We start from the raw sequence: 25,199 nt of genomic DNA, 5'->3' as shown, positions 1-25,199 counted from the left end.
CTTCCCACGGCATGACTCATCTCCCATTGAGAATTTGTCATACAGTTTATTTCAGGTGTTACCCATGTCTCCGAACATGTGTTACCTATGTCTCCGGTCTATACACCCATCAAGGGAGAGGGGCTTTCAGTCTAGCTGCTGGGTAGATTGAAAGTTAACAGGCCCAAACATAAAAAGCATCATGAACAGTCTGTTCATGGCAAGTGATAAAAGGAGATAGAGATGGTAATCAGAGGTTCATGTGCCTGTGGTGAAGTGACCTATGAGGTTGATGGTGGCTTGCATGATGCGGCTTCCTGTCACTGTTCCATGTGCAGGAAGGCCAACGGCGCCCAGTCCTCCGCATTTGCACTGATTGAACCGGGTAAGCTGTCGTGGCTGAGCGGCGAAGAGCTGCTGACTCACTATCAATCTTCCGAAGACATGGGGAGCTTTTTCTGTAGCAGATGTGGTTCCCCATTGGCTGGAACCTATCAGGGTGCGATCGGCTGGGTTACCCTGGGATGTGTCGATGGAGAGCCTGGGGTAAGGGTGGAGAAACACGTATTCATGGGGAGTAAAGCATCTTGGGAAACCAATCCGGGAGATGTGCTTCAGTTTGATGAGTTTGCCGATTGATCGATGTGCCGCTGGCCTATTTGCAGAATGCCGATACCCGCATGTCATCCTGTGGATCAACGATCCTCCAGTCATCCAGAGGCTTGATGCAATAGGTATAACCCTGTTCAGTGACCACTCTGGTTGTGCCATCGGCCAATGTGGAAATATTCGGTGCTTCCCTTTTTGGATTTAACGCCTGATCGAGGATTGCCGATACTGAGTTTTTATTCTCAATGGTTTCCGCTTGTTCCTCGTCAATGGCTAGATCGCGGCTGATCGCTTTGGATGATGAGAGAATCCTGGCAGAGGTGATTTTCGACGCTTTCGATTCTAATGCTGAGTTCTGCTGTTGGTTGAGTGGTGGCGTATTGTTATGGTGTTCAGATTCCGCTGTCGGAGTTGGAGTCCACTGCTGTTTCGGCATCAAGCCCCGTTGATGGTTGTCGTGTGGCTTGCTGGTCCTGACAGGTGACTCAATGGTGATCCGAATAAGGGATGGTCGGTCGTGTGAGGGCGGCTCTGACAGGTAACGCCACAATCTGTCACCCAGATACCAGGTCAGCAGAAAATGCATCGCAACCGATAGGATGAGTGCTGATGCGAATGTTCTGCTCATTGAATCTTCCCTGAGTCGCCGGGTTGCCCTAGCGCATGGTGACCAACTCTTCAGCAGCGCTTGGGTGAATCGCAATGGTGTCGTCGAAATCCTTCTTTGTTGCACCCATGCGCATAGCCACCGCGAAGCCCTGCAGCATCTCATCGGCACCGATACCGATCACATGACAGCCGACCACTTTCTCTCGGGCGCCAACCGTAACCAGTTTCATCGCCATTTTGCTCTGATGTTTGGTGAAGGCGTGATACATCGGTGTAAATCTGGATTGGTAGATCTTCACGGCATCCCCATGAATCTCACGGGCTTCACTTTCGGTCAGGCCAACGGTGGCAATTGGCGGGTGACTGAAGACAACGGTCGGGATCAGGTCATAGTCGAGTTTTCGCTCATGCATGCCGCCAAACAGCCGATCACCAAGGCGTCGCCCTGCTGCGATGGCCACCGGTGTCAGTTGAGCCCGGCCGGTGACATCACCGATCGCATAGACACCGGGCAGATTGGTGTTCTGCCATTCATCGGTAGGGATGTAGCCCTGCTCATCCGTCGCAATACCGGCCTTCTCCAGTTTCATCTCGGCGGAAGCCGGTGCCCTTCCGATGGCCCACAGCAGCTGATCGAATCGGCCCAGCTGATGTCCGGTATCGGCACAAATCAGTTCAAGCTCCCCATCCTCCTGTTTGATCACTTCACCGATGCGGGAAGAGGTGATGATGTTGACGCCGGCGTCCACCATCTCCTCCATCAGACACTCCCGCAACATGGCGTCGAAGGGTCTGAGCAGGTGCTCTCTTCTCAACAGCAGTGTGACATCGCTGCCCAGGGCATTGAGCAGGCCGGCGATCTCCACGGCAATATAGCCACTGCCTACCACGGCTACCCGGCGGGGCAATGTTTCCAGCTCAAAAAAGCCATCTGAGGTAATGCCGTGTTCCGCACCCGGTATCGAAGGCACGACCGGATAGGCGCCCGGGGCGATGACAATGTGCTCGGCCTGCAACTGTTCTCCCTTCACCTCCAGGGTGTGCGGATCGACAAAGCGGGCGTAACCGGTAATCTCATCGATTTCAGAATCTTTCAGATAGGTGTGATACCAGCTGTTGATCCCGGCCACATACTCATCCCGATGTCGCTTCAGGGTTTCCCAGGAGAAACCATTGACAGCAATCTCAAAACCGTAATCTGAAGCGTCGTGAAGGGTATGGGCGATACCGGCTCCGTACCACATGACCTTTTTCGGCACACACCCCAGGTTCACACAGGTGCCTCCGATTCGCTTGGCTTCGATAACCGCGCATTTTGCACCATATTTGGCGGCGCGTTCCGCGACTGAGAGACCGCCACTACCGGCTCCGATGGCGATCAGGTCATATTTTTTTCGCATTGTTCTACCTCGGTTACGGGCCATGGATCTGTTCGCACTATGATAGAGCGCTTGTGCAGGCATAGGACAGATTTAAATGGTCAAAGTGCCTGATTGTTACAATTTGGGCAGGCCCACAAGAGAGTCTGACAGGTCGGTTCCCTGTCCATTGGTCTGGCTGTAATCGGCTTGAATAGGGATCGCCTGCAGTCAGGCGGGTGGTTGTAAGTTGGGGAAAACTAAAGATAGGAAAAACTTATCATATAGATTGTAATATACGATTTTATCAATTTACGGTTTTTCCGTAGAGTGCGCTTCAAGCTTATTCGAACCACACTTTTCTGGAGATAAAGATGTTAGAGAACCGTGAAAATCAGAGCGTCCCTCAGGTTACTTTCCGTACCCGTCGTGAGCATGAGTGGGTGGATGTCAGCAGTGATGAAATTTTCAAAGGCAAAACCGTCGTGGTATTTGCCCTGCCCGGTGCATTCACCCCCACCTGTTCATCCACTCACGTCCCTCGTTACAACCAGCTGACGCCCCTGCTCAAGCGTCATGGCGTTGACGAGGTGGTCTGTATCTCAGTCAACGACGCCTTCGTGATGAACGAATGGAAACTGGAACAGCAGGCCGACCGAATCCGTTTTCTGCCTGATGGTAATGGTGATTTCACCCGGGGCATGGGGATGTTGGTGTCGAAACAGGAGCTTGGTTTTGGCGAGCGCTCCTGGCGCTACTCGATGCTGGTGAAGGATGGCGTCATCGAGAAGATGTTCATCGAGCCGGATCTGCCTGGAGACCCTTTTGAGGTTTCGGATGCGGATCACATGCTGGCCTACATTGCGCCCAATGAACAGCAGCCAATGGATGCCACCCTGTTCACCCGCGAGGGTTGTCCTTTCTGTGTCCGGGCCAAGGGACTGATGCGGGATGCGGGCATTGAGTTTGAAGAGCTGGTACTGAACAGGAACTACAGTGAAAGCAGTCTGCGTGCGGTGGCCGGTATCTCGATGGTGCCCCAGATATTCATCAATGGCGAACGCATCGGCGGTTCGGACGATCTGGAGCAGTTTCTGGCAGCGCGGCAGAGATCGGCAGCCTAGTGGTGCAGTAGGTCTCATTCACAACATCCAGCCATTCCGGCTGGATGGATTCTCTAAGCAGGATATTGGTGAGCAGTATGAACAGATATTTCGATTTGATTGCTATCGGTGGTGGCAGTGGTGGCTTGGCCGTGGCTGAACGGGCGGTGCAGCATGGCAGAAGTGTGGCCGTGGTCGACCCGGGTAAGTTGGGTGGTACCTGCGTGAACAACGGTTGTGTGCCGAAAAAAGTCATGTGGACGGCGGCTGAACTGGCGCATGCGGTTGATGATGCTGCAGGCTACGGCGTGACGGCCCAGCGGGGTCGAACCAACTGGGCGAAACTGGTCGCGGGTAGACAAAGTTATGTTGAGCGTATCAATCGCTATTGGGATGACTATGTTGAACAGCTTGGTGTGACCCATCTGCCGGGTTATGCCCGCCTGATCGGTCCTGGAGAAATCGAGGTCGATGGGGAGATCTATGCCGCGGATCATATTGTGATTGCAACCGGTGGACAACCGATCGTGCCGCCACTGCCCGGTGCTGAGCTCGGGATCACCTCTGACGGTTTTTTTGCCCTGCAGGAGCAGCCTGAAAAAGTGGCGGTTATCGGTGGTGGCTATATCGGTGTTGAACTTGCCGGGGTACTTTCGGCCCTGGGCTCCCAGGTGACTCTGGTCGCTCTTGAATCACGTCTGCTTGAAATGTTCGATCCTATGCTCAGCCAGGTATTGATGAGCGAAATGGCCAAGCAGGGTGTGGCGCAAAAGCTCTCTTTTCAGGTCAGTGCTCTAATTGAAGGTGAGGATGGCATTACCCTTCAGGGAAGCCAGGGTGAGCAGTTATGCGGTTTCGACAAAGTGATCTGGGCGGTTGGACGCAAACCCAATACGGCAAAACTGAATCTTGCTGAAATCGGTGTTGAGATGCTCAATAACGGTATTGTGGTGACAGACGATTACCAGAACACCAATATTCCCGGTATCTATGCCATTGGCGATATCACTGGCCGGACGCCTTTGACTCCGGTTGCGATTGCTGCCGGGCGTCGACTGGCGGATCGTCTGTTCGATCATCAAACGAACAGTCGGGTTGATTTCGACAATATACCCAGTGTGGTGTTTTCGCATCCGCCGGTAGCCACGGTCGGTCTGACTGAAACTCAGGCGCGGGCCTGGCATGAGAAGGTCAGGGTCTATCAGACTGAGTTCACACCGATGCGTCACGCCCTCTCATCGAGGGATACGACAACAGCAATGAAGTTGATCTGTAGTGGTGATCAGGAGCGAGTGGTCGGTATCCATCTGATTGGCGATCATGTGGATGAGATGATGCAGGGTTTTGCGGTGGCGGTGAAGATGGGCGCGACCAAGGCCGATCTGGATAACACCATCCCGATACATCCGGTCAGTGCCGAGGAGTTGGTAACGATGAAAGTGCCACAAGCTGAATCCGTTGAGGATGATCCGATAACACAGGCTTCTTAGTGTAAGCTGATGCGATGAGGTAAGCAGGACGTATGGGGTTAGTGTTAACAGGGCCTGGCCTATCGAGAATTGTGACAAGAAAAGAGATAATCAAACAGAAGTTGAGGGTTAGAAAAGGTACCAATCATCAATGTGCGAACTATAGTGAGAGAGTAGCTCCCCTCTCCCCTTGCGGGAGAGGGGCCGGGGGAGAGGGGGAGAATTGGCACTCAGTCTTTATAACAAATCAACGTGAAAAGAATGAAGTCTCAATGAGTTTTTATCTTTTAGTCAGGTGAAACGCTTCGCGTACACCCTCTCCCCAACCCCTCTCCCATCAAGGGAGGGGGTATAGTTATATCCTGCTAAAAATAACACAAAATTTTTGCTGGCAGGCAAAAGATGAAGGATGAATCCGTGATTATCCACATGTCACACACTTGGTACCAGTTGAGATGGGCCTATGATTAGCTATACAATCGAAGTGTATTTGAACTCTTGCTTGGTAATTACGGTGGATTAACGCTTAGGAATAAGGGTACATGGTTATTATTTTCCCTAGATAAGTGATTTACTGAATAAATCAATAATTAGGAGGCGTGCTAATAGGTGTGGTAGGTTAAACTTAGTCGTGTTTCCAATTGATTATGAAAGAGTTATTGAGAAGATCCGTAATTACGAATTAAATATGGATGCGTAACTAGAAATAAAGCAACTACTCTATTGCTGTTTTGACAGTTTAAAATTTTAGAAGGGGTTTTTTTATTAATATGAATTATAATCGAGGGGGCATAAGAAATATATACTTATTAGTAGCAATCGTTAACGTATTGTTTTTTTGTCATGAAAACGCTAATGCAGACAATTTTAAAAAATGGGAATGTGAAGGCATTGCTCAAGGAGCTGCTTCTTACTACAACATTCTTTATTACGAGGGGCTAGAAGCATTAAACAATAAAGTAAAACTTGACGAAAAAAAATATCCTGAAGCACGGCAAATGCAACAAGCTGCAAAAGAATTTGCAATTCTTTTCAATATGGCAATAAAAGAAGAGCAGCCTGGCGTTAAGGCAAACACAAACGAAGTCATTGAATTAGCTAGAGCTGCATGCCATAAAATTGAGTTTTGACTTAATTTCTAGCTTTTGAATTTACGTTCTCGAGAGAATAGCACTTTCATTGAACCAAAATAGTGCAGTAATAATACTGATAATCTTGCCATGCAATGTATATAAGATTAGACCATGTTGAATGAAGTTATCTACGCTAAAATTAATCAGTACCAGAGATGTTTCGATTGTGCGTAAAAAATAAATCAGGTTATGAGATATGTTTAAACAATTAGTTCTTGGGCTTACCGCTTTTTTAGTCGCTCAATCCGCGCAAGCATTTGATTTTAAGAATTGGGTTGACGTGTTAAAAAGCAGTCTACCAATGGAATGTCATTTTACTCGAGCATCACATGGGGTCAGAATTGATACTGATGATCCACAATTTCCATTAGAATTTGTTGAGGATTGTTATAAGTTTGTAAGGTATTTTGAGAAACCAGTTACAAATAGAAAGAGTGGTGATCTTCTTTACAAAGAAGAGAAAGCGGAATGGCGATGGAAATATACAGTAAAAAATAAATCGGATGATACTCTAAGAGTTTATGTTAAATACAAATTGGTAGATAAAGATGACTTTGTATTGGCAGAAACTAGTGAAAGTGATTATGTCTCACCAAATGACAGGGCAGACATATTAGGACAAATCATCACTGATAAAGACATAGCGGAAAAAGTGTCTGGTGGCTCATGGTCTATTAATTATAAAATAATCAACAAATAAGCTTACCTATTAATCGATTTATAGTGATAATAGCCCTGTACCATGGGGGAGTGCCTGCTAACATATGCAGTTTACGTTACTGAAACTCGGATTATGACTAGGATAATACTGGCTTAGAGGTTGTTTGATATCAACCTAATCATCATTTTTAAGTTGATTTACCTAAGTAATAACTGATGAAATTATTATAATATCAAATATATTGAGCATATCACTACTTGAGCAACCCGCCGAGCAAGTTCTGGATTAAGCCTGCACACCCCGTCATGCTGCATTGAAAAATCAGCTACCGTAAACTTTTTTGTTTTTATCAGTTCCAAAATCACTCTATCTGCCACTGGTCTCATGGACTCCATCGTATCAAGCGCAAACGCTGGATATTTTCCTTGTGTTTTCTTGTCATCATGCATAATGCCAATTGTCGGATTATAACCATCAGAAATTAGTTTAATCTGTGTACGCGCTGTTTATATACCGTATACATAGTTGAGCATCGAACTCATGGTGTTAAAATTGGGGGGGGAGGTCACCATTAACAGAGTAATGATATGTGGAGATTTATCCTGCAAATGAAGTATACCATCATCTTATCTACTTAAAGGATTTTCTAATTTCCCCGACCGCTCTAAAGCCTCCCTAAGTAATGAACCTACTCTAGTTTAAATAGTAGGTGATACCCGTCCATGCTGAAAGAGCATGATAACCTTTTCAATATTATTATCTAGCTCTACTAGTTCCTTGATCTTGTAATCGGCCATATCCCAGACTTCCTCTCTTGGGCTAACAATACGCTTTATAAGAAGCAAGAATAATACATCTAACCATGTGAGCTCACTGATGCTACCTTGAATCCTAGGCATGCACTCTTTATATAATGGTTCAAACTTACGACTGTTTAGTTTATTTTCATAAGTTGTTACTCCAGCAAGAAGTCCCCATGTCAACTTTGGTTTTGTGTCAGATACATACTGAAATAACAATTCAAGCGGTGTATGCGAAGAAACTTGCCTGCCTGCACGATCAAGGTTCAATGTGAATACTATTTCATCTTCTGGATAATTTATTTCGCCCGTCATAAATTGAAACACTTTTTGCTTTCGCAGTATATCTATTTGTTTTTTTGTCTGCCCAGCAGCTGTTAGCGAAAATTTCATAATTAAGCTTTAATTTCAGTTTTTTTGTAAGTAATTATAAATCTAAATACTATCTATAAATACGTTGTATATGTCTGCATGAGTAATATATTAATAATTAAATTTAAATAATCTATCTATTTTTTAATATAATTTTAGTCGTTTATTTGTATGGTACCCCAGTAAATCTCTCCGTTTAGAGTGCCATCATTTCGATTTCCACTAGAATCCGTTGCAATAGTGCCCAAACCCTCTTCAAATTTCCACAGTCCGACAGTATGTTGGTCAGTCTCATGACTATGATCAGGAGTAAAGTCATCAGTGTATCTTGAATAGCTGGAGTATCTTACTTCACTTATATAGCCATTGAAGCCGTCTATAAATGTCCAGCCATTCCCAATGATTAAACTTTGATCACCTGGACCACCATGAAATATTGATGCTGTGTGGTCAATTTCAGAGGTGAGTTGTCCATTGATATACAGCCTGAGTTGATTGCCGTTCCATACACCTGCAACATGATGCCATTGATTTTCGCTAGGGGCGGTAGTTGAAGCACAATTCCAGCCATTATTTTGGTTACCAACAGACTCAATTGAATAAAGACAGAACCAGATGCTCTCTTGGTATAAGTACATTGCAAAGCTATCAATGACTTCCATGACTCTTGGTCCAACACCACCTACGCCTTGTATGTTAATAAAAGCCTCTATGGTTAATTGATCATCCGCAATCAGTGTCTGGTTAGTTGGGATTTTTACGTGCGACATGCCGCCGTCAAATTCAAGATAATTTATAGTAACCGTAATAGCCTCTATACCCCAACTAACTTCTCCATTGAGAATTCCGTGATTTTGATTATCGCTAGAGTCTGATGCCAGAGTCCCGTAACCCTCTTCAAATTTCCATAATCCTATAGTATGTTCATCAATCTCATGACTATGATCGGGAGTAAAGTTATCAGTGTATCTTGAATTGCTGGAGTATCTTACTTCACTGATGTAACCATTGAAGCCGTCTACAAATGTCCAGCCATTCCCAATGAGTAAACTTTGATCCCCTGGTCCACCATGAAATATTGACGCTGTGTGATCAATTTCAGAGGTGAGCTGTCCATTGATATACAGCCTGAGTTGATTGCCGTTCCATACACCTGCAACATGATGCCATTGATTTTCGCTAGGGGCGGTAGTTGAAGCACAATTCCAGCCATTATTTTGGTTACCAACAGACTCAGTTGAATAAAGACAAAACCAGATCCTCTCTTGGTATAAGTACATTGCAAAGCTATCAATAACTTCCATGACTCTTGGACCAACACCACCTACGCCTTGTATATTAATAAAAGCTTCTATGGTTAGTTGATTATCAACGATCAGTGTCTGGTTAGTTGGAATTTGGAGGTAGGACATACCACCATCAAACTCTAGATAGTTGTTGCTGAACGTAAGATCGCTCAAGCCTGGATCTGTATCCGGTCCTTGGTCATGTCCCCCGTTATCTGTACTGCCTCCACCGCCACCACATCCAAATAGTAGGGATAATACAAATGCGCTGATTATTTTTAGCATTAAATTCACTTCCAACTCGCCTTGAACAGATTCCATAAATTGTCTAGAGAGATATATTCGAACAGTACTCAATTGAGAAGGTTCTTGTGTGATTAGGGTTCTGTTAGCTACATACAAAGCACAAACACGACTGTTGAAAAAAAATAATTACATCCAAAAGTCACCACCAACACACAACCACTAAGAATTACACCATAGACTTGACACTATGAGCTATAAAAAACATTATTAATCAATAAGATAAGTCATAATCCCATTCGAAAAAAAATCAATAGCTACTCAAGTATAATACTATCGATACTACATTCAAATTCATTTACAGGGGGCTGCAAAGGGTCTCTTTCGCCACTTGCACCTACCCTATTAGCCTCTTTCCCAATCAGCTCAATACCAGATGCAATCACGTGCCGTCGTTCGGTCCGTCCACGATCAAGAAATTGTCCATTCAAAAACTTATCCTCACAACTAAGATGATACTGAGCAAGAGCCTCTGCATAAGTCTTCAGCTGCTTAAGTTCTATCTTCTCTCCTGTGGCTCGGTCAAATACACTTGGCACAGCCTCTGCTGGGACACTCGTATAAGGTGCAATTGGCTTGCAATTTGATTTTTTCTTAGGCCTACCACGCTTAGGTTTCTCAATAAATGGAGCTTTTAGATCTATTGGTGGTTCGAATACACCCGTTCTAGTCGTAAACGATAGTAAAAATCCAAAGGGCCGGATCTGCGCTTTGTACTCTTTACCTTCATTCCAGCTATCCAACCAGGACAACATCTGAGGACTAGAAGCAGTATAGCGTGATGCCGCTGGACTCATTAGGCCTGGATGCCAATCCAGAATTACCTGATCAGCTTTACCAGTCAGCGCGGCTTGTATAAGCTTAATCCAAAAATCATGCTGCCAGCGTTTCACGCCAATCTGAGTTAGTGGTAATTGAGGTGACAGTAGATTTGCTGGTGCTTGTGCATCATTATACGGATCTATTAAGTGTCCCAGTCCATGTGCTGAAGCTTTCCTTAAAATAGGATTGCCATCCGCATCAAGATTAAATAAAGCATACCGCTTCGCAGAAATAGCAAAGCAATAGAGCGGTTCACGATTCCTTGAATCAATTGCGTAATTGACATCCTCAATCTTAAGGATCGAACCAGGTTTTCTGTAGGGATTGAGTGGTTCAAACCAGTCTATGACAGCATCTGCTTTCTGGTGAAAGTCTCTTCTCGTCATCCCATCTGGACGAATCATTGCCAGGGAGTCTGTATCGCAAAATGCCCAGTCTAATCCCTCATCCAGCACTAGTTTCTCTGCAATACCGAGCATTAATCGAGCTGCCCCAGTGATTAGAACACCAAGTAGTGGGTGGAAATAGCGGCCCGGCTCTTCTATGGCTTTGGTTGTTAACTCATGTTTTTCGCCCGTTGGGCCAAATATGGTGATTGGTTCTGATTTGGGTGCGTTATCACGGTTGACCTCAATAAAAATACCATAACTTGTTGAATTGGCAAGAATCTTGAGAGTTTTCTCGATTGGGTCACCCTTTTCTTTCGCCTCGTCCCGCAGGTCTACCAGTCGGTTGAAAAGATCATCAGTAGCCGGATCGATTCGGTATTGGTCGTTTCCGAGAATGTCTATGCTGTTGAGATTACTCTGGATTGGGCCTAGTTCGTAGGTAGTTGCCTGTACAATTTCTGGACACTTTCCCGTTAAGAGCTTCGAGACGATACAGTCTGCCAGGGTAAACCAGATTGGGTCATTCGATGTTAGAAAATTCAAACCAATGGTATAAGTTTGTTCGTTATATTTTGCTCTAACCGGAAAAAGGTCCTCCTTTGGTTTCACACAAACCAGTGTTGTCAGCTTTCGCCAGATGCTCGGGTTTTGTAGATCCTCGATCGTAACTGACTCTAGAAATTTACGAGTCGCTGCTGTTGAATCGTGGGTCTCCAGCCCATCTGCTACAACAAATGGCCATAACCCCATCAATGTGTTAACGGTCGGATACATGGACTTGAAGTCACAATAACAGGTTTCATGTATCTCACGGCGATTTCGCACTTCTGCTCGACCGCCGTAATAGGCACACATAATTTCGCCAAACCGCTCACGTGGAAAGGACGGATCACAACCTAGAAAGGGTCGTACACCCATCTCCTGTAAATAGGCCTTACCGATACTCGCTTCGCTCAAAATTCGATCCATGCCTTTTGAGAGCTTATGCTGTGCATAACGTCGTGAAAGCTCGTCGAAACATTCCCAGGTAACCTGTACATCGGCTCGGGCATAATCCAGATAATCCTTTGTGATTTCACCATGTTCATCGGTGTCGAGCTTCTGCGTTGGTGTCTGTAGGTACACCGCAAGGCTGCGAAGATTGAATCGACGGCTGGTGAGTGCCGACGCCAGGGTTTTCACATCGACGAAGTGCCCACGAAATGGGGGTACCCTTAATTCACGATTACGCATACCTCGAGGCGTATCCTGGTCGCCAGGTGTCGCAAAATCGATGATTGCTGCACGTGGACTTAAATGCTTGACTCGTACTCGTGGGTCTTGCTTGTCCTCGGTGAGTGCAAAACTGAATCCTTCACGCATTGATCGTCGTGCTGGACTATGGCTCAGTGCAATTCGTGAAAGGTCAAATGGCAGATTAAAACCCACCACAATACCACATCGAATATATCCGTATTTCAGGAAAATATTGGAACGAAACTCTGCAACCGTCAGAACAGTAAGACTTTTCGATTCCGCGTAGTCATTGATCAGCTGAGCATCAGTTTCTGAGATAGTTGTGGGGTCGACAAAAATGCCTTCAATTTCAAGCGCTTTACCATTCCTAACCTGAAAAAATCCCACTCGTAGCTGTTGTACAGCGTCGATTGTGGTTTCACAGTCAAATATTAGGGTCCATGGTGATGGTTCATGCTCTTTTCCGAATGGTCTTGAGCCTAGTGGGGGCTTATCAGGGCCTTCACTGTAGGCACGAATCGCGATTTTCGTTTGTAGAATGTCCATTTTTACAACGCCTCAGACTGAGAATCACTGATTAGGGAATGACCAAATTCTCGAAGTGTCTCGATGAGTAAGGCGAGTAGATCGCAGAGACCAAGCAAATAATGACCGATCTTAACCATATTACTTTCAGGTTTCAGAGCCACATGTGGGGCATGATCAAGCTGTTTATCCGACAAGATTCGGTGGCAGTTTCTACATACGATTGCCGTGTCTTCGTGGTATTTTCTACCTGCGATGTGATGTTCTTCCAGGCATACTGAATTATCCTCACCACATTCCACGCAAACCGGATTGCGCGTTCTGAGAGCTCTGAGACGTTGCTCTTTTCGATCTTCAGCATCTAAATATCTATTTTTCATACTATTTTCTCCTAAGCATTTGAAGTGATTTCATAAATTTCATGAAATGGTGGATCATCCATCGAGGCTATTCGATGAATGGCATTGGGATCTGTTTCTAAGGGGTATTTGCGGCCATTAATGTCGCGCACAAACTGGCCTTCGAAGGGGCTGAGCCATTCGATGTCATTAGTGCGAACGAAGCGACCTGCAGCATAGTGATGCTCGCCAATCAGACTGGCTTGCTTGAATCCAACAATGGTCAGTACTTTCATCACGCCTTTCGTCATGACTTGTATCTGTCGAGGTCGAGAATCTGTAGGAATCCAGCGACGCCCCTTTAGCTCTGCCAGGCCTTGTTCGGAGAGATATCGCGAGAGTCGATTTGCCGATACGTGATGACTCCTTGCAGCCGAGGTCAGGGATTGCCCCCGATTCATGCTTAGCAGAGCTTCGTCCAGGCGGGGATCAGGCTCTGCTTCAACAGGTTTGATCGGAGATTCGCCGGCTTTGGGATGGCCTCTCGCCTGGGATCTGGACAGACCACGGGCGAGGCCGCGTGTAATGCGGCGTTGGTATTCTGCTTTGTAGTCTCTAGGCATGGTCACACTGATTGCATGTAAAAAAACATGCTTACAGCATGGCCTATCAACTCATTGATTTCTAAGTATTTAAATTGAGAATTCTGAATAAATTCATTTTATTCAGTTTATTCAGATCGCTGGGATGCCACTTTACCAATGATGCGTTTTATAGATGAGGTGCTATAGCCTATGTAGTCATCTTGATCACGTGTTTTTTCTCCGAGCAAGCGTGCTCGTACTTCTCTCGCTTGGGTTATTCGGGGTGACATTTTTTGAAACTCGGGATCATTCCACATCTCAATGACTTTAGTGCGAATTTCATTCCCGGTGGATGGTCTACCTCTTTTTGATTTGCTTGGAGGAGCTTTTTGTTCGTCGGTTCGTAATGGTTGATCTCCAGTCTCGTCATAGTTTGCACTATCTTGCTCAGGAGGTCTTACTACATGGATGTCGAAATAGGACATGTCAGGACTGATTAGTTCTCCCTTGCTCCAGTCGATCTGTGGCTGGTCTTGCGGATCTCTATCGAAATCAAAAAAGAAATGTTCTCGTGGTACACGAGTTGGCCTGTCAAACCCGTCAGGCTCGGTGACGAAACCAATCGCCCAAAGTCGGCCGGAATAAAGCTCATCAAGTAAATGGGATCGCTCTACATCTCTGGTAGTTCGAAGCTTCGTCTGACGTTCTTCCCAGGTATGAGGTAGCCATCCAGTTAGCTCCTGATAACGTGGATGGTTTTCGTAAGCTGCATCGTTATTAGGATGTGTACAGAGCATTTTAAACGAGAATCTATCAAGGAAACTCTCGGCAAACTCAATCCAAGCTTCATCCAGACTGACACCAGTCTCCCAAAGTGAACGTAGTTCTTTAGTTGATTTGCGTACGATGACTCTGGCCCCAATAACAAGCTAAAGGTATGATATGATGTACTTTTTCCTGTCAGAGGTAAATAGCAATGGAGCAGGCAAGCACCTCAAGCTTACAGACCCACACCGATAGTGAAATGGTCAGCTGGCAGGATCGATGCGACTTCTGGCAGTCAGAATCAGATTCCCCATCAACCAGGAGACGTCGGGAACGTGAAAAGAACCCTCTAATCCTGACAGGTCACGGCCTTTCGCTACGGGTTGAGAAAGGCAGTCTATCCATACGTGACGGAAACACACACTACCCTTCAAATCAGCGAAAGTGGCGATTCTTCAATGGCGCTTTAGACATTCCACCAGCGATTGTCATTATCGACGGATCAGGAGAAATTACCCTGGATGCAATGGACTGGTTAGCCAGACAGAGTGTTCAGCTAATACGTCTTCGCTGGGATGGTCAATTCAGTTCTGTTCTCAGTTCCGGTGGTCAGGCTGCTTCTATTGAAAAAATCCTATGGCAGTATGAAACTCGACAGAACCCCGACTTGAGGGTGGCATTTGGGCTTAAACTACTCATTGAAAAGGCTCGAAATACCCTTACCACCATGGAAGAGTATGTTCCCCGGTCATCAATTTGGGAAACGACTTACCAAAATATTTCTACCCAGGCTCAATCTCTTGAGGACCAACCTCCCAAAGATTTCCAAGGCCTCCTTGGAGTAGAAGGCGCTATCGCTTCAGAGTACTTCAGGTCCTGGTCCGCAGTACCTATTAAGTGGAAAGCCACTAAACAATATCCAATACCTGATGATTGGCGAAAGTTTACTTCACGCGCTGCTGTCAGAGGTGGACGTCCTCGTGCCTATCGGGCTACACATCCAATCAATGCAATGCTGAATTATGCCTATGGTGTGTTAACAGCGCGTACACAAATGAAACTGATTGCGGATGGTTATGATCCGACTATAGGTATTATGCATGATGATAAGGAGACACGAGGTAAATATCCGGCCTTTGCGCTTGATACGATGGAGCCTATGCGGCCTATAGTTGATAGGGTGGTTTTGGAATTGATGAAAACGGTTAAGTTTACAGGGGCAGATTTTTCTATGCAACATGATGGTGCGTGCAGATTGAATCCTGAGTTTGCACGAAGAGTGTCACAACTATCTTTACATTACATCGAGAGTAATAGTGTTTGACCAAGAATAATAATACATTGCAATTCTAATCGACTTCTATCTAAAAATAATTAAGTATTGGATCTGATATTTTTAATATTGAATTGCCAAGGAGTGTAGATGTCCACACAAAATGATGATAAATCAAGCTTGGGCTTTCTTTTGTTTGTAATTGCTTTTGTCTTCATCGCTTGGGGGGCTACTTGGTATTTATTAGAAGGTGATGAACACCGTGGTACATTTGGAGATATGTTCGGGGTAGTGAATGCACTTTTTTCTGGATTAGCATTCGGTGGTGTTATTTTCGCAATAATACTTCAAAGAAAAGAACTAAGTTTACAAAGAAGAGAGCTTGAGTTGACTAGAAATGAATTACATGGTCAAAAAGAACAAATGGAAGCTCAAAACATAACACTAAAAAAACAAAATTTTGAGTCGACATTCTTCCAACTATTAAGACTACAAAATGAAATAACAAACGATATTGATCTTGTTGATGCTAATAACCGAATCACTAAAGGTAGAGATTGTTTTAAAGTATTTTATAAAAGATTCAAGACTTTATGGGATAAAGACAAATCAGAATATCAGGGTGATGCCGAGATTGATAGAATTAACAACACATACTTGGCATTTTATGATAGTTATCAATCTGAATTTGGCCACTACTTTCGAAATCTATATAACATAATCAAGTTTATCGATAACAGCGAACTTGAAAATAAAAAATTGTATACAAATCTTGTACGTGCACAACTCTCAAGTAATGAATTGGCTTTACTTTTTTACAATGGTTTAAGTGAAATGGGTAATAAAAAATTCAAAATTCTAATAGAGAAATACTCATTATTAAAAACATTACCTAAAAAATCATTATTAAACCCAACTGAGCATCCACTGTTATATGATCTTTCTTCATATAAATGACTTAATTGACAACATCTATTATGTTTTATAAATATTGCTCGTTCACTCCTGAATATAAATACGATATTTTTAGAAATTCCGAGATATACTTTGCAAAAACAAGTCAATTTAATGATCCATTTGATTCGAGACCAAGAATAGTGGGCCTTGGTACCCTAAACGAACGACGCGAACTTGTTGATTATTTCATTGAACAAAACCATAAAGGCCTTAAATATAAACAAAAGAAAACTCTAACAAAAGAATTATTAATAAGATTTGCGGATACAAACCGGGTTCAAAAAGATCTACATGAACTTTTAGATTCTTATGGTATTTACTGTGTATCAAAAAAGTGGAATCAATGCCTTATGTGGTCACATTATTCTGATAGTCACTCAGGTTTTTGTGTGGGGCTTGAATTTGATGAAGAATATGATTATGAAGTGGGTGTGGCGCATGAAGTTAGATACTCAGAAAGTTATCCAGAAATTAATCCTAGGTTATTCGGATCTGATACTCCTGATATAACGAAAGAACTAGTTGTTCTAGCAATTGCAACTAAGTCTATGGACTGGTCCTACGAATCAGAAGTAAGATTCGTAAAACTTGCAAAAGAAGGTGGTAGTGGCTTGCATGCGATAAGCACGTCAAAAATAAAAGAAGTGATAATAGGAGCATGTGCTTCGAAAGAAAATAGTGATGAAATTCAAAATATAGTTGCAAAGCAGATGCCTTGGTTAGAATTATACAAAGCAAAAATATCTAATAGTAAGTATGAAATAGACCGAGAGAAATTACCATAGGAAATCTAATTAACAAAGATTAATGATGACAGGATATTTAATCAAGATGCCCTCTACCTGCCAGTTTAATAAAGTTGTCATTACCATTACACAGATAAACTAACTTAATCTAACTACATCAAGATCAAAATAGACGCCCATTAAAAGCAGCTTTCTTAACCACTCTCATAATGTCAAAAACGGTTAGATTAGAATTTAATTATTATCTTCTATAGCTTAATCATTCCATAATTGTTATTTTTAGTAAGATATATCTATACCCCCTCCCATCAAGGGAGAGGGGCTATTATCTATCTTCTTGGTTAATTTTGATAACGGCACAGCTGTGAAATTGATTGAAGGATATCAAGCCCGAAAAGATGGTTGGATACCCTTTGTATATAGCGAAATTGAAACTGCGCTAAAACAGTTTGAGAATGAAGCCTCTATTTTTTTATCAGGCCGACAACAAACAACAGAATGGCAGCGCCGGCAACCGCCGTGATCAGTGAGCCGAGTAGACCACTTGCTGAGATTCCCACAATATTGAAAACAAAGCCGCCGATAAAGGCACCAATCACACCGACAATGATGTTGCCCAGCAGGCCAAACCCGCCACCTTTCATCAGGGTGCCGGCGAGCCAGCCGGCGACTGCGCCAATTGCCAGAAAAATTAAAAGGGAGGTCAAATCCATGATGGTCTCCTTAACATGATTACAGGGAGTGAAACGGCCGTGAAAAGGTTCGCTGACTGACCGGTTTCAGCAGTTTACAAGTTTGTCCGCTGGGAAAAAGGGCTACATTGACAACGATTGTAAACACTAGGTTCTGTGATCGTTGTACGCTGTTTTCTCTGCTTTGAAATGTTGCTTCATTCATTCGTCTGGGAATCTGGATTCTAATTTCTCAACTCAATTCAAGTTTTGAGTTTGACGGTATCGATTTGCTGATCAGTGGTGCTTCCTGGGGATGCCATTTTGCCTCTCGCCACATAATCTATAGAGAGATGAGGTGTTTGTTTAAGGGGTTACGGATGTTGAAGTTGTTGGTGACTCAGGTCGGATCAGGAGATACTCAATGAGCCGGGCAAGGCAGATGATCATCCTGTTGTCGTTCTCATTGATGTCGGCATGTGGCGGTGGTGGTGGAGAGAGTGACAGTGACGCAGGTGGGGGTGAAGGAACTGATGAACCCACGCCGGTGATCAATTCACCACCTGAGGTTGATGCAGGTTCAGATCAGACGGTTACTGCAGGTCAAAGCGTCACACTTGCCGGTAGCGGCAGCGATAGTGACGGCACAGTAATTGACTACCAATGGATACAACACAGTGGATCGGCCATAGACCTGACCAATGCTGATCAGGCGGTGGCCAGCTTTACAGCCCCATCAGTATTGAGCTTTGAAAACCTGGAGTTCTCTCTAACGATTACCGACGATGCAGGGGTGATGGTGAGTGATCGCGTGATCATTACGGTCAATCCTCAGCAGCTCGCAGCACTTCCGGATTACGGGCCGGACCTTGATCTCTGTCCGGCTACTGTCAGTGATAGGGGCGATAGGGTGATTCATCTCTGTGATTGCCAGAGTGGCGCTGTTACGGATTGCACGCCCGGAGATGATGCCAATCTCGGCAGTGCCTTATCACCCAAGCGTTCCATCACGGCAGCGATAGCCGCCTTCAATGCCGGACGTGATCTGGCCTTCTGTCGTGGTGGCGTCTGGCATAGTGACACGGCTCTGCAGTTGAGTGCTTCAGGCTGCCGCAGTGATACACCCTGCACGCTGCAGGACTATGGCGATTCGGTCCAGGCCAGACCAACGATCAGGATTGCTCAGGCGGGAAACGTCAATGGTATGGTTTTCGATCCGAGCGATGATCAGCTCAGTTGGCAAGGTATCCAGATCCATAACCTTCAATTATCCAAACAGAGCCGGGATGGCGAGGGGTTCGGATTGTTTCTGTTTCGTAATCTCAACCAGGTTGTGATGCAGTGTCTGGAAGTGGATGGCTTTGGCATTGGTGTCTATCTCAACAGCAACGACCTGGAGAGTGGTGATATCACTCTCAGTGACTCGTATATTCATGACAATGGGGTAATGGGCTGGTTGGGTGGTACCCATCGTACCCGGCTGGAGCGCAACCGTTTTCATAACAACGGCTGGTTGAATGCCAGTGCACTGCAACACAACGTCTATCTCAGTCAAATGAAAAGCGATGGGATCGTGCGGGGTAACTGGTTGAGTGATTCGGCACTGGATATGAATGATCAGTGTGTCGGTACCAGTCTGGTGGCACACAATGACAACACGGTTGATCTGCTGATCGAAAACAATCTGATCGAGGAGCGTAATCCCTCGCCAGGGTGTTGGGGGTTGACGGTGGACGCAGCGGGATCAACCACGGAAAGCCATCAGAGGGCAGTCATCCGTGGCAATCTGGTGCGCAATGTGGGCAATCTCGCGATCGGTGTCGCCAGCTGTGTCGACTGCATCATCGAAAACAATATTGTGGTTCAGACCCTGATTGGCGGTGCGACCGGTATTGCCTCACCCAACCGGTCGACTGCGGCGCCTGATCTGGATGTCAGCGGTACAGTGGTGCGTAACAACAGTGTCTACTTCGGCGGTGCAGCGAGTGGACGAGCCTACTATGTTGGTGAGCGGGGTGGGGATTATGTGGTGACCAACAACATCGGTTACTTCGCCAACCCACAATCAGGGGACAGCTGCTACGATTTCGATCTGAATGCCGATGCCTATCAGCTGGTCAACAGCAATCTCTGTTTCGGTGCAAGCTTCGACAGTGGAACCAGCGGTCTGGATGGCATGGCTTCAAGTGCTGATCCCGGCTTTCTCGATGCGCCTGACGATCTGCGTCTCGAAAGTGACTCTGCGGCCAGGGACAGGGGTACGACCCTCTCTGTCCCCACGACAGACATGCTGGGTAATCCACGGGATGCAACCCCCGACCTCGGCGCCTATGAGACGCCTTGACCGGACTACTTGGCCAGCAGCTTTTTGAGAAACTTTCCTGTGTGGGAGCCCCGTGTTTTGGCCAGCTGTTGAGGTGTGCCCTGGGCTACGATCTCACCACCTTTGTCGCCTCCTTCGGGCCCCAGGTCAATGATCCAGTCCGCTGTCTTGATGACATCCAGGTTGTGTTCGATCACCACCACCGTATTGCCATGGTTGCGCAGACGGTGCAGCACCTCAAGCAGGTGGTTGACGTCATGGAAGTGCAGGCCGGTGGTCGGTTCGTCGAGGATGTAGAGGGTGTTGCCGGTATCCCGCTTGGAGAGCTCCCGGGAGAGTTTCACCCGCTGGGCCTCACCGCCGGAGAGGGTGGTGGCGTTCTGTCCCAGGGAGATGTAGGAGAGTCCCACATCCATCAGGGTCTGCAGTTTGCGTTTGATCGCCGGCACCGCATCGAAAAAGTCCAGCGCCTCTTCCACGGTCATGTTGAGCACTTCGTCGATGGTCTTGCCCTTGTAGTGGATCTCCAGGGTCTCCCGGTTATAGCGTTTGCCTTTACACACATCGCACTGCACATAGATGTCGGGGAGAAAGTGCATCTCTACTTTAATCACCCCATCGCCGCTGCATGACTCGCAACGTCCACCCTTCACATTGAAACTGAATCGACCCGGGGTATAGCCACGGGAGCGGGCTTCCGGGGTGCCGGCAAACAGCTCCCGGATCGGTGTGAAGAGACCGGTATAGGTGGCTGGATTGGATCTGGGCGTGCGCCCGATCGGGCTCTGATCGATATCCACCACCTTGTCGTAGTGCTCCAGGCCGTTGATGGTTTTGTAGGGGGAGGGGCTGGTATTGGCTTTATTCAGGGCAGCGGCGGAGATCGGGTAGAGGGTGTCGTTGATCAGGGTCGATTTGCCGGAGCCGGATACTCCGGTGATGCAGCAGAAACTGCCCACAGGAATCACCAGATCCACCGATTTGAGGTTGTTGCCGGTGGCGCCCAGGAGTTCCAGGGTGCGCAGCTCATCGATCTCAGTGGTGCGTTCCGGAATCTCGATGCAACGTTTGCCGCTCAGATACTCACCGGTGAGTGAACCCTTACTTTTTGCAATTTGATTGGCCGTACCCTGGGCAATGATCTTGCCGCCATGGACCCCGGCGCCGGGGCCGATATCCACTACATGATCCGCACTGCGGATCGCCTCCTCGTCATGCTCGACCACGATCACGGTGTTACCCAGGTCCCTCAGATAGGTCAGGGTGTCGAGCAGGCGCTGGTTGTCCCGTTGGTGGAGGCCGATCGAGGGTTCGTCCAGCACGTACATGACTCCGACCAGTCCGGCGCCGATCTGGCTGGCCAGACGGATCCGCTGGGCCTCACCCCCGGAGAGGGTTTCGGCGCTACGGTCGAGGGTCAGATAGTCCAGCCCCACATTGACCAGAAAGTGGAGACGTTGGTCGATCTCCTTGAGAATCTTGGCGGCGATCTTGCCCCGCTTGCCCGGCAGCTTGAGCGTTGCGAAGCTCTTTTTCACCTGGCCGATCGGCATCCGCGTGAGTTCCGGCAGGGTATGCGCCTTGATGAAGACATGCCGTGCCGCCTGATTCAGCCGGGTACCTTCGCAATCGGGGCAGGGCTGGCTAGAGATATAGCGGGTCAGCTCCTCGCGCACCGCATTCGATTCGGTCTCCCGATAGCGGCGCTGCATGTTGGGTATGATGCCCTCGAAGGGGTGACGCTTCTTGACCGACCGCCCCCGCTCGTTGTGGTAGCTGAATTCGATCGCCTCGCTGCCGCTGCCGTGGAGGATGACTTTCTGAATCCGTTTGGGCAGCTTTTTCCAGGGGGTTTCCGGATCGAATTTCAGATGCCGGCCCAGTGAGGAGATCATCTGGAAGTAGTAGGCGTTTCGTCTGTCCCAGCTGCGTACCGCGCCACCCGCCAGGGAGAGTTCCGGATGAGCGACCACCTTTTCCGGATCGAAGAACTGTTCGATGCCCAGACCGTCGCAGGTTGGACAGGCACCAACCGGATTGTTGAACGAGAATAATCTGGGTTCCAGTTCGGTCAGGCTGTAGCCGCAGTGGGGGCAGGCGAACCGGGAGGAGAACACCAATTCCGGCTGGCTGCCGTTCATCCAGGCGACCCGCACCAGACCGTCCGCCAGGTTGAGTGCGGTCTCAAAGGACTCGGCCAGGCGGGTTTTCAGATCCGGCCGCACCTTGAAGCGGTCCACCACCACCTCGATGGTGTGTTTCTTATGCAGCTCCAGGGTTGGGGCATCGTCGAGTTCGAACACCTCGCCGTCGATACGGGCGCGGATGAATCCCTGGGTGTGCAGCTCCTGCAGCAGTTTGTGGTGCTCACCCTTGCGTTCCTGGATCACCGGCGCCAGCAACATCAACCGCTCCCCCTCGGGCAGGGCCACCACCTGGTCGACCATCTGGCTGATGCTCTGGGCCTCCAGGGTGGTGTCGTGCTCGGGGCATCTGGGTGTACCGACACGGGCGAACAGCAGCCGCAGATAGTCGTAGATCTCGGTGATCGTTCCCACCGTGGAGCGGGGGTTGTGTGAGGTGGTCTTCTGTTCGATGGAGATGGCCGGGGAGAGTCCCTCGATATGGTCCACATCCGGTTTCTCCATCAATGAGAGAAACTGTCTGGCGTAGGCGGAGAGGGATTCCACATAGCGACGTTGACCTTCGGCGTAGATGGTGTCGAAAGCCAGCGAGGATTTACCGGAACCGGAGAGTCCGGTGAACACGATCAATTTGTCTCGTGGCAGATCCAGGTCGATATTTTGTAAGTTGTGGGTGCGGGCGCCGCGAATACTGATGGTGTCCATAATCTTGTCGTGGTAGTACTGCATTGAATTGAGCGAACCTGATACTATACGCGCTCTTTTTATTGACTGGCAAAGTGACTTAGCGATGAGTAACAAGCGGGGGAATGGCTCAGGCCTGAATGCAATTGAACGACGAGCCGCCTACTCCCTCTCCGGTCTCTTTTCCCTGCGAATGCTGGGGTTGTTTCTCATCTTGCCTGTTTTCGCCCTGTATGCGGAGGGGCTGCCGGATGTGACGCCTCTGTTGGTCGGCATCGCCATCGGCATCTATGGACTCACCCAGGCGCTGTTGCAGATCCCCTTCGGTATGCTTTCCGATCGGATCGGCCGCAAACCGGTTCTGGTCGGTGGTCTACTGGTGTTTGCTCTGGGTAGTGTGGTTGCCGCCACCTCGGAAACCATCTACGGCATCATTCTCGGGCGCGCCCTACAGGGCAGTGGTGCGATCGCGGCAGTGATCATGGCGCTGGCAGCGGATCTCAGTCGTGAGCAGCGACGCCTGCGTATGATGGCAATCATTGGTATCAGTATCGGGTTCGCTTTCGCGGTTGCGCTGATTCTTGGGCCGATCCTCAATAGCTGGATCGGTGTGCCCGGTATCTTCTGGCTGACAGCGGTTCTGGCATTGGGCGGTATCGCCATTGTGCTGTTCGTGGTGCCGACACCAAGCGGGAGTCATTTCCATCGGGATGCGGAAGCGGTGCCGAGTCAGTTCGGCAAGGTGTTGGCCGACCCGGAACTGCTGCGTCTCGATCTGGGTATTCTGACCCTGCATATGACCCTTACCGCCATGTTTCTCGCCTACCCGCTGTCGTTGCGGGATCTGGGGATGGCCAGTGAATCCCATTGGCAGATCTATCTGCCGGTGATGCTGCTGTCGATGGTGATGATGGTGCCCTTCGTGATCATTGCCGAGAGTCGCCGGCGGATGCGCCCGGTGTTTCTTGGCGGTATTGCCGCCTTGGCCCTGGCTGCGGTGCTGCTCTACGGCTTCAGTCATCAGTTGCTGGTGCTGGTTGTCGGTCTGTTCATCTTTTTCACCGCCTTCAATCTGCTTGAAGCGACCCTGCCCTCGCTGATTGCCAAAGCAGCACCGGGTGAGCGCAAAGGCACCGCCATGGGAGTCTACTCCAGCTCCCAGTTCATCGGTGCCTTTCTCGGTGGCGCCCTGGGGGGCTGGATACATACCCACTACGGTAACGAGGGGGTGTTTCTGCTGTGCGGTGCGATGGCGCTGGTCTGGTTGCTGATCGCCCGCGGCATGCCCAATCCGAGCTACCTGAGTAACTACCTGATACCGGTGGGCAAGCTGGATGAGTCGGAGGTTGCCAGCCTGGCGGCCAAATTGATGGCCATCGACGGGGTCGATGATGCGGTAATCATCGCCGAGGATGAGGTCGCCTATCTGAAAGTCGATCTGCAGGTGGTCGACCAGCAGGTTCTGGATGACTATGCGGTGGGTGAGGTACACTAGCCGGATTTGGCTCCAGCGGAAGGAGCTGTAACCTGCTGTGGAGATAATTAAATGGCACGAGGAATCAACAAAGTAATACTCATCGGTAACCTGGGCAAGGATCCGGAGACCCGCTATATGCCGAGCGGTGGTGCGGTCACCAATGTCACCCTGGCCACCTCCGAGAGCTGGAAGGACAAGAACAGCGGCGAGCAGCAGGAGCGGACCGAGTGGCACCGGGTGGTGTTTTTCAATCGTCTGGGTGAGATTGCCGGTGAGTATCTGAAGAAGGGTTCCAAGGTCTACGTGGAGGGAAGCCTGCGTACCCGCAAGTGGCAGGGACAGGATGGCCAGGATCGCTACACTACGGAGATCGTCGCCAGCGAGATGCAGATGCTCGACAGTCGTGGCGGCAGCGCCTCCTTCGACGCACCCCAGTCCCAGGGGGTGTCGCGGCCACAGTCGGCACCGGCGCCTGCTCCAAGTTCCATGCCTGACAACGATTTCGACGACGATATTCCGTTCTGAAGAGCACCAAGGTTTATACAGAAATTCATCCTGAAAGCCCCATTTCTGGGGCTTTTTC

Annotated in this window: 22 protein-coding genes; 11 read left to right on the top strand and 11 right to left on the bottom strand. The window is 47.9% G+C overall.

Going from position 1 to position 25,199, the window contains the following annotated elements:
* Nucleotides 1-222 precede the first annotated feature (222 nt).
* Complete coding sequence (locus tag AC4IE8_RS17595) at nucleotides 223-618, top strand: GFA family protein (protein ID WP_068987493.1); 396 nt, start codon at nucleotides 223-225, stop codon at nucleotides 616-618.
* Between the two features lie 16 nt (nucleotides 619-634).
* Here AC4IE8_RS17595 and AC4IE8_RS17590 read toward each other — a convergent pair whose 3' ends face one another.
* Together AC4IE8_RS17590 and gorA (AC4IE8_RS17585) are read right to left on the bottom strand one after the other, a co-directional pair.
* Nucleotides 635-1,216, bottom strand: a complete 582-nt coding sequence (locus tag AC4IE8_RS17590; RefSeq protein WP_490791589.1) for a hypothetical protein — start codon at nucleotides 1,214-1,216, stop codon at nucleotides 635-637.
* Nucleotides 1,217-1,244: 28 nt separating this feature from the next.
* Nucleotides 1,245-2,597 (bottom strand): glutathione-disulfide reductase, encoded by a 1,353-nt coding sequence (gene gorA / locus AC4IE8_RS17585; RefSeq protein WP_490791588.1) that lies wholly within the window; start codon nucleotides 2,595-2,597, stop codon nucleotides 1,245-1,247.
* A gap of 332 nt (nucleotides 2,598-2,929) precedes the next feature.
* On the opposite strand from gorA (AC4IE8_RS17585), the gene AC4IE8_RS17580 reads away from it, so the two are divergent.
* The 4 genes from AC4IE8_RS17580 to AC4IE8_RS17565 all read left to right on the top strand — a co-directional run bounded on the left by AC4IE8_RS17580 (nucleotide 2,930) and on the right by AC4IE8_RS17565 (nucleotide 6,960).
* Complete coding sequence (locus AC4IE8_RS17580) at nucleotides 2,930-3,679, top strand: glutathione peroxidase (RefSeq protein ID WP_068987496.1); 750 nt, start codon at nucleotides 2,930-2,932, stop codon at nucleotides 3,677-3,679.
* 77 nt (nucleotides 3,680-3,756) lie between these two features.
* Entirely contained in the window at nucleotides 3,757-5,148 is a 1,392-nt protein-coding gene (gene gorA / locus AC4IE8_RS17575) for a glutathione-disulfide reductase (protein ID WP_490791587.1), read from the top strand.
* A gap of 749 nt (nucleotides 5,149-5,897) precedes the next feature.
* Entirely contained in the window at nucleotides 5,898-6,257 is a 360-nt protein-coding gene (locus AC4IE8_RS17570; RefSeq protein WP_490791586.1) for a hypothetical protein, read from the top strand.
* Between the two features lie 199 nt (nucleotides 6,258-6,456).
* Nucleotides 6,457-6,960, top strand: a complete 504-nt coding sequence (locus AC4IE8_RS17565; protein ID WP_490791585.1) for a hypothetical protein — start codon at nucleotides 6,457-6,459, stop codon at nucleotides 6,958-6,960.
* A gap of 185 nt (nucleotides 6,961-7,145) precedes the next feature.
* Here the strand turns inward: AC4IE8_RS17565 and AC4IE8_RS17560 are convergent, their stop codons facing one another.
* The 7 genes from AC4IE8_RS17560 to AC4IE8_RS17530 all read right to left on the bottom strand — a co-directional run bounded on the left by AC4IE8_RS17560 (nucleotide 7,146) and on the right by AC4IE8_RS17530 (nucleotide 14,373).
* Nucleotides 7,146-7,403 (bottom strand): CRISPR-associated endonuclease Cas1, encoded by a 258-nt coding sequence (locus AC4IE8_RS17560; RefSeq protein WP_490791591.1) that lies wholly within the window; start codon nucleotides 7,401-7,403, stop codon nucleotides 7,146-7,148.
* Nucleotides 7,404-7,619: 216 nt separating this feature from the next.
* Nucleotides 7,620-8,114, bottom strand: a complete 495-nt coding sequence (locus AC4IE8_RS17555) for a hypothetical protein (protein ID WP_490791584.1) — start codon at nucleotides 8,112-8,114, stop codon at nucleotides 7,620-7,622.
* Nucleotides 8,115-8,248: 134 nt separating this feature from the next.
* On the bottom strand, nucleotides 8,249-9,700 hold the full coding sequence (locus tag AC4IE8_RS17550; protein WP_490791583.1) for a LamG domain-containing protein: 1,452 nt from the start codon (nucleotides 9,698-9,700) through the stop codon (nucleotides 8,249-8,251).
* Between the two features lie 239 nt (nucleotides 9,701-9,939).
* Nucleotides 9,940-12,675, bottom strand: coding sequence for a hypothetical protein (locus AC4IE8_RS17545; RefSeq protein WP_490791582.1), 2,736 nt, complete (start codon nucleotides 12,673-12,675; stop codon nucleotides 9,940-9,942).
* A 2-nt stretch (nucleotides 12,676-12,677) separates the two neighbouring features.
* A complete protein-coding gene (locus tag AC4IE8_RS17540; protein ID WP_490791581.1) occupies nucleotides 12,678-13,034 on the bottom strand; it encodes a hypothetical protein in 357 nt (118 codons plus the stop codon).
* Nucleotides 13,035-13,045: 11 nt separating this feature from the next.
* Entirely contained in the window at nucleotides 13,046-13,615 is a 570-nt protein-coding gene (locus AC4IE8_RS17535) for a hypothetical protein (RefSeq protein WP_490791580.1), read from the bottom strand.
* A gap of 107 nt (nucleotides 13,616-13,722) precedes the next feature.
* Nucleotides 13,723-14,373: a hypothetical protein gene (locus AC4IE8_RS17530; protein ID WP_490791579.1), complete on the bottom strand. Its 651-nt coding sequence runs from the start codon at nucleotides 14,371-14,373 to the stop codon at nucleotides 13,723-13,725.
* Nucleotides 14,374-14,552: 179 nt separating this feature from the next.
* Here AC4IE8_RS17530 and cas1 point away from each other — a divergent pair, with 179 nt between their 5' ends.
* The 3 genes from cas1 to AC4IE8_RS17515 all read left to right on the top strand — a co-directional run bounded on the left by cas1 (nucleotide 14,553) and on the right by AC4IE8_RS17515 (nucleotide 17,356).
* Nucleotides 14,553-15,665 carry a CRISPR-associated endonuclease Cas1 gene (gene cas1, locus AC4IE8_RS17525; RefSeq protein WP_490791578.1) on the top strand — a complete coding sequence of 371 codons (1,113 nt, stop codon included), beginning with the start codon at nucleotides 14,553-14,555 and terminating at the stop codon, nucleotides 15,663-15,665.
* 99 nt (nucleotides 15,666-15,764) lie between these two features.
* Nucleotides 15,765-16,571: a putative phage abortive infection protein gene (locus tag AC4IE8_RS17520; protein WP_490791577.1), complete on the top strand. Its 807-nt coding sequence runs from the start codon at nucleotides 15,765-15,767 to the stop codon at nucleotides 16,569-16,571.
* Between the two features lie 20 nt (nucleotides 16,572-16,591).
* A complete protein-coding gene (locus AC4IE8_RS17515) occupies nucleotides 16,592-17,356 on the top strand; it encodes a DUF2971 domain-containing protein (protein ID WP_490791576.1) in 765 nt (254 codons plus the stop codon).
* A gap of 425 nt (nucleotides 17,357-17,781) precedes the next feature.
* On the opposite strand, the gene AC4IE8_RS17510 is transcribed toward AC4IE8_RS17515, so the two are convergent.
* Nucleotides 17,782-18,030, bottom strand: a complete 249-nt coding sequence (locus tag AC4IE8_RS17510; protein ID WP_068987498.1) for a GlsB/YeaQ/YmgE family stress response membrane protein — start codon at nucleotides 18,028-18,030, stop codon at nucleotides 17,782-17,784.
* Nucleotides 18,031-18,412: 382 nt separating this feature from the next.
* Between AC4IE8_RS17510 and AC4IE8_RS17505 the strand changes: the two genes are divergently transcribed.
* The gene (locus AC4IE8_RS17505) at nucleotides 18,413-20,332 is read left to right on the top strand and encodes a PKD domain-containing protein (RefSeq protein WP_490791575.1); all 1,920 of its coding nucleotides are present in this window, start codon (nucleotides 18,413-18,415) and stop codon (nucleotides 20,330-20,332) included.
* 5 nt (nucleotides 20,333-20,337) lie between these two features.
* Here the strand turns inward: AC4IE8_RS17505 and uvrA are convergent, their stop codons facing one another.
* The gene (gene uvrA / locus AC4IE8_RS17500) at nucleotides 20,338-23,160 is read right to left on the bottom strand and encodes an excinuclease ABC subunit UvrA (RefSeq protein WP_068988505.1); all 2,823 of its coding nucleotides are present in this window, start codon (nucleotides 23,158-23,160) and stop codon (nucleotides 20,338-20,340) included.
* A gap of 85 nt (nucleotides 23,161-23,245) precedes the next feature.
* On the opposite strand from uvrA, the gene AC4IE8_RS17495 reads away from it, so the two are divergent.
* Both AC4IE8_RS17495 and ssb read left to right on the top strand, forming a co-directional pair.
* A complete protein-coding gene (locus AC4IE8_RS17495) occupies nucleotides 23,246-24,634 on the top strand; it encodes an MFS transporter (RefSeq protein ID WP_490791574.1) in 1,389 nt (462 codons plus the stop codon).
* A gap of 51 nt (nucleotides 24,635-24,685) precedes the next feature.
* Nucleotides 24,686-25,141 (top strand): single-stranded DNA-binding protein, encoded by a 456-nt coding sequence (ssb, locus tag AC4IE8_RS17490; protein WP_068987501.1) that lies wholly within the window; start codon nucleotides 24,686-24,688, stop codon nucleotides 25,139-25,141.
* The last annotated feature ends 58 nt before the right edge of the window (nucleotides 25,142-25,199 follow it).

Source organism: Candidatus Thiodiazotropha sp. AKAK2 (assembly GCF_058244685.1).
The sequence above is the reverse complement of the archived record's forward strand: the minus strand, read 5'-3'. Positions and strand labels throughout refer to the sequence as shown.